Genomic DNA, 4,021 nt, shown 5'->3' with positions numbered 1-4,021 from the left:
GCAGCGGGTCGTCCGGGCAGGGCGGCAGGTTCATGCTGAGATCGGGCGGCGCCAGGGAGAGCGGCAGCGCCGGGGCCGGGGTGCCGGGGCGCGGCTGCGCCGGGTCGCGCAGATAGCTGCCCTGGCCGACCCGCCCCTCCAGCAGCCCGCGCCGCGCCGCCTCGGCATAGGCGCGGCTGACCGTGGTCAGGTCGATGCCCAGCGCCGCGGCCAGCCGGCGCTGCGGCGGCAGGCGGCTGCCGGGGGCCAGCCGGCCGGCGGCCAGGTCGGCCTCCAGCGCGTCGGCGATGGCCCGGTAGAGCGGCCCGGCGCCAAGCGGCAAGGCGGGCTGCCAGAAGCCCGTCGGGGGCGCGGCCCCGGCGCGGTCGCGGCGCATGGTCTCTCCTGCCTGCGGATCATGTCCGCATACAATAGCCGCGCTTGCCTGCAAACGTTCCCCGGGGCGATGCCGGATCTCGGCGGATCAGCCGCGCGCCGTCTCCACGGCCAGGCCGGACAGCTTGATCGACCAGGGCTGCCGCTGGTCCGAGACCCCGGCCTCGAAGCCCGAGGAGAAGCTGCGCCGGTGCAGCAGGACACGGCCGGCGGCCCCGTCCGGCCGGGCTTCCAGCGGCAGGGTGACGCTCAGCGGCAGGCGCGGATCGGGCGCGCTGGCCAGGCGTTGCGGCGGGCCGTCGCGCAGCCACCAGGCATCCAGCAGGCGGCGGCCGCCGCGGCTCGGCTGCTGCGGCATCTCGGCCAGCAGGCGGATGCGGGCGCGGCCGGCCAGCGCCGGGTCGGGGTGGTGCAGTTGCAGCTCGGCCAGCGGGCCGAGCAGGGTGAGCGGGCCGATCGGCACCACCTCGCCGCTCAGCAGCGTGGCGGTCCAGCCCCCCTCCAGCGCCAGGCTGTGGCGGCGGCGGGGCAGGGCGGTGAAGCGGGCCAGCGCCGCCGGGCCGAACGGGCCGAGGCCGAGGCGCAGATGCTCCAGCAGCACCAGCGCGGCCGGGCGCGGCGGGGCGGCGCGGGCATCCTCCAGGCAGGCATCGGCGGCGGCGAGCGCGCCGCGGAACAGCTTCGCCCGCCCCTCCAGGATGCGGAAGGCCTGGCAATGCGGGTGCGCGGCATAGGCGCCGGCGATGGCGGCCAGCGCCTCGGGCGGCGCGCCGTCGATCATGGCGTCGAGGAAGCGGTCCAGCCGGCCGCGCTGCAGCAGCGTCACCGCCAGGGCGTGGTCGCCATCCGGCACCATGTAGACCTGCCGCCAGCCCTGGTGCTGGAAGCGGCGCGCATTGTCGATGTCGATGACGTCGCTGTCGCCGAACAGGCACAGGCTGCGCTCCCGCCCACGCGGGTTGGGGCGCGGCCGCGGCAGGGGCGGGTTGGTGTCGAGCCAGGCCTTGTAGCGCACCACGGCGCGGCCGAGCTTGCCGAGATCGATGCCGATGGGCGGCGCCAGGGCGACGACGCGCGCGCGCGGCAGCAGCGGCCCGACCAGCAGCGCGCCATAGGCCCCCATGCTGGCGCCCAGCACCACGACGCGGCGATAGGGGCGGGCGGCGGCGGTGGCGGTGATCAGCGCCACCACCGCGTCCCAGCCCTCGTCCGCATTGTACCAGCTGCGCTTCTGGTCGCGCAGGAACAGCGTGTCGACGCGCCGCCGCCGGGTCAGGCCGTTGTAGAAATCGAAGCCGGTGATCGGCGTGCCGACGCGCACGCCGCTGAGGGCGATGACCAGGACCTCCGCCGCCTCGCCGGCGACGAACTCGGCCTCGTAGCTGCCGAAGACGTGGCGCTGGCCGAGCACGCGCTCGGCCGGGCGCGGCGGCGCGGCGGTGGCCGCCACCTCGCCGGTGGACTGGGCGAGATCGGCATCGGGGGCGGTGGTGTCGGGCAAGAGCGTGTTCGCGGTCTGGGGCAGGGCCGTCGGGGTGGCGCGCTATAGCCTAGACCGGCGCCGCCGCCCAATCATCCCCCCCAGGCCGCGCGCCGCCCCGGCTCAGGCGGCGCGGATCTGGGCGACGAAATCGCGCATCTCGCGGCGCAGCCCGTCGGTCTGGTGGGCCTGCGTCTCGGCGTTGCGCAGCGCCTCCTGCGCCGCCTGGCCTGTGGCCTCGGCGCTGCCGCTGACGGCGGCGATGCTCTCCGTCACCTGCCTGGTGCCGGCGGCGGTCTCCTGCACGCTGCGCGAGATCTCGCGCGTGGCGGCGCCCTGCTGCTCGACGGCGGCGGCGATGGCGGTGGCGACCTTGTTCAGCTCGCCGATGGCGCCGGTGATCTCGCCGATGGCGCCGACCACGTCGCGCGTGGCGCTCTGCATCTCGCCCACCTGCTGGCTGATCTCCTCGGTGGCGCGGGCGGTCTGGCTGGCGAGGTTCTTCACCTCGGAGGCGACGACGGCGAAGCCCTTGCCGGCCTCGCCCGCCCGGGCGGCCTCGATGGTGGCGTTCAGGGCGAGCAGGTTGGTCTGCGCCGCCACCGTCTCGATCAGCCCGATCACCTCGCCGATCTTCTGCGCGCCGCCGGCCAGCGCCCGGACGATGCCATCGGTGCGGCGGCTGGTCTCCACCGCCTGGCGGGTCATGGCGGAGGAATGCGCCACCTGGCGGGCGATCTCCTCGACCGAGGCGGACAACTCCTCGGTGGCGGCGGCGACGGTGGCGACGCCGCCGCTGGCCTCGCGCGCCGCGCCGGCCACGACGGTGGCCTGCTGGGCGGTCTGCCGCGCCGTCTCGCTCATGCCGGCGGCGGTGCCGCGCAGCGCGCCGGCCTGGCTCGCCACCGCGTCCACCAGCGGGCCGACCTTGGATTCGAAGGCGGTGGAGAGAGTGGCGACCTTGCGGTCATAGGCGGCCTTGTTCTCCTCCAGGTAGATGGAGATGGCCATGTCCATGTCGATCATCACCGCCTGGTTCAGCGCGCGCACCAGGGCCGCGGTGCGGCGCTGCGCGGCGGCCGGGTTCAGCCGGCTGCCATGCGCCTGGCAGGCCATGTCGATCAGATGGCCGAGGATGAAGCTGTAGCCGCCGATGTAGAAGCGCGGCTCCAGCCCGATGCGGCTGTGCATCAGCCCGATGCGGCGCACCGAATCGACATAGGCCTCGTCGAAGCGGCCGGAGAAGAGCTGGCCCCAATGCGCCGCCTGGGCCTGCTCGGCGCGGCGCATGCCATCGCCCTTGAACATGCCGGCCAGTTCCGGCCATTGCCGCAGATGGGCGTAGAATTTCTGCAGCACCTCGGGCAGGCGGGATTGCAGCACCGGCAGGAACTCGGACAGGGCGTCGCGGCTGGCCTGGTCGAAGCCCAGGAAACGGAGACGCTCGCGAATATCGTACTGGGATGCCACTGTCTTGCCTTCCTGGATCGGGGCGGGTGGCCACGCCCGTCCACATCCCCCGGGCGAGGACGGCGGCCACCCTGCAACTGTTACCGCTCCTTTATCACTATTTGGTCAACCGCCCAGTGGCGCCGGCCGGTCAGGCCAGATAGCCGCCGCCATTGACGTGGAAGACCTGCCCGGTGATCCAGGCGGCCGCCGGCGAGGCCAGATAGGCCGCCATGGCGCCGATCTCCTCCGGCCTGCCCATGCGGCCGAGCGGCAGGGCGGCGGCCATGGCCTGCAATTCCGCCTCGCTGTTGCCGTGGCGCGGCTGCGCCGTGTCGGTCAGGCCGGGGGCGATGGCGTTGACGCGGATGGCGTGCGGGCCGAGGGCGAGGGCCATGGCGCGGGTCAGCCCGATCAGCCCGGCCTTGCTGGCGCTGTAATGCGCGCCGAGCGGGCTGCCGCGCACCGCGCTGGAGCTGAGGTTCAGGATCACCCCGCCATGCCCGGCGGCGACCATGGCGCGCGCCGCCGCCTGGCCGCAGAAGGCGCTGGCCTTCAGGTTCAGCTCCAGCACCGCATCCCATTGCGCCTCCTGCATCTCCAGGAAGGGGGTGCGCGGGAAGATGCCGGCATTGTTGACCAGCACGCCGAGCCCGCCCAGCGCCGCGGCCGCCGCCGCCACCAGCGCCGCCGGGGCGCCGGGCTGCGACAGATCGG

The 4,021-nt window shown here is 74.6% G+C and carries 4 protein-coding genes; all 4 read right to left on the bottom strand.

Going from position 1 to position 4,021, the window contains the following annotated elements:
- A partial coding sequence (locus HMPREF0731_RS05050) for a GntR family transcriptional regulator (protein WP_007002959.1) occupies nucleotides 1–376 on the bottom strand: 376 nt, incomplete at its 3' end.
- Between the two features lie 87 nt (nucleotides 377–463).
- Nucleotides 464–1,876: an alpha/beta hydrolase gene (locus HMPREF0731_RS05045; RefSeq protein ID WP_007002958.1), complete on the bottom strand. Its 1,413-nt coding sequence runs from the start codon at nucleotides 1,874–1,876 to the stop codon at nucleotides 464–466.
- Between the two features lie 102 nt (nucleotides 1,877–1,978).
- Nucleotides 1,979–3,325 (bottom strand): globin-coupled sensor protein, encoded by a 1,347-nt coding sequence (locus HMPREF0731_RS05040; RefSeq protein WP_007002957.1) that lies wholly within the window; start codon nucleotides 3,323–3,325, stop codon nucleotides 1,979–1,981.
- A 130-nt stretch (nucleotides 3,326–3,455) separates the two neighbouring features.
- Nucleotides 3,456–4,021: SDR family NAD(P)-dependent oxidoreductase (locus HMPREF0731_RS05035; RefSeq protein ID WP_007002956.1), on the bottom strand; the 566-nt coding region annotated here is incomplete at its 5' end.

Source organism: Pseudoroseomonas cervicalis ATCC 49957, assembly GCF_000164635.1.
Lineage (GTDB): Bacteria > Pseudomonadota > Alphaproteobacteria > Acetobacterales > Acetobacteraceae > Pseudoroseomonas > Pseudoroseomonas cervicalis.
This window is presented reverse-complemented; position numbering and strand designations above follow the sequence as displayed.